2 protein-coding genes are annotated in these 1218 nt (G+C 63.6%); both read right to left on the minus strand.

The window, feature by feature from the left end; genetic code table 11:
• The coding region (locus ACSFA3_RS24315; RefSeq protein ID WP_435507945.1) for a cytochrome b at positions 1-430 on the minus strand (430 nt) is incomplete at its 3' end.
• A 14-nt stretch (positions 431-444) separates the two neighbouring features.
• On the minus strand, positions 445-1062 hold the full coding sequence (gene petA, locus ACSFA3_RS24320) for a ubiquinol-cytochrome c reductase iron-sulfur subunit (RefSeq protein WP_435472200.1): 618 nt from the start codon (positions 1060-1062) through the stop codon (positions 445-447).
• Positions 1063-1218 lie beyond the last annotated feature (156 nt).

Below are 1218 nucleotides of genomic sequence, written 5' to 3' on the forward strand. Positions count from 1 at the left end.
CCATCAGGCACAGGAAGATCGCGCAGCCGAACACCCAGATCAGCTCGCGCGGCTTGCGGTAGATGCCGTACATGAGGCCGCGGAACATGTGCAGATACACCACGATGAAGAACGCCGAGGCGCCCGTCGAGTGGATGTAGCGAATGAGCCAGCCCCACGGCACGTCGCGCATGATGTACTCGACCGATGCGAACGCCTGGTTCGCGTCGGGCTTGTAGTGAATGACGAGGAAGATGCCGGTGACGATCTGGATCACCAGCACCAGCATTGCCAGCGAGCCGAAGATGTACCAGAAGTTGAAGTTCTTCGGCGCGTAGTACTTGCCCCACTGGTCGTTCCAGAGCTTGCTGAGCGGGAAGCGGTTGTCGACCCAGTTCAGCAGTTTCTCGCTGGCAGGAGCGTTGGGGGGAATCTCGTGGAATTCAGCCATGTTCTTCTTCCGCCTCAGGCCTTCTTGGAGTCTTCACCGATCAGGAGCTTGGTGTCCGACAGGTACATGTGCGGCGGCACCGGCAGGTTGTCGGGCGCGGGCTTGTTCTTGAAGACTCGGCCAGCCAGGTCGAAAGTGGAACCGTGGCAAGGGCAGAGGAAGCCGCCTTCCCAGTCGTTCGGCAGCGAAGGCTGCGGACCGGCCTGGAAGCGGTCAGTCGGCGAGCAGCCCAGGTGGGTGCAGATGCCGACCACGACCAGCACGTCGGGCTTGATCGAGCGGTGCTCGTTCTGCGCGTACTTGGGGGTGAATTCGTCGGGGTGACGCTTGGAAAGGGGGTCGGCCAGCTGGCCGTCCAGCTTGGGAAGTTCGGCGATCTGCGCGGGGGTGCGCTTGAGGATCCAGACCGGCTTGCCGCGCCATTCGACGGTGATTTTCTCGCCGACCTTGAGGCCCGAGATATCGACCTCGACCGCGGCGCCCGCGGCCTTGGCCTTCTCGGAAGGCTGGAAAGTGCTCACAAAGGGAATGGCGGTGGCCACGCCACCCGCCACGCCGGCGCAGCTGGATGCAATCAACCACGTCCGCTTGCTGGTGTCGATCCGGGGCGAGCCGGAGGTCATGTCACTCATGGGGATCCTCTTGTCTTCTTCGCTGGAGCAGGAGTCAACCCGCGATTGTAGCGGGGCGCTCAAGGGATATTCAATGGCCGCCATGCGCGTGGCCGGCGAACGACGGCAAGGCGCGCCGCATTCGCGGGGCGCCCGCCGGGGGCGACAAGGGCTGTC

This window comes from Variovorax glucosi (assembly GCF_051216695.1).
Lineage (GTDB): Bacteria > Pseudomonadota > Gammaproteobacteria > Burkholderiales > Burkholderiaceae_C > Variovorax.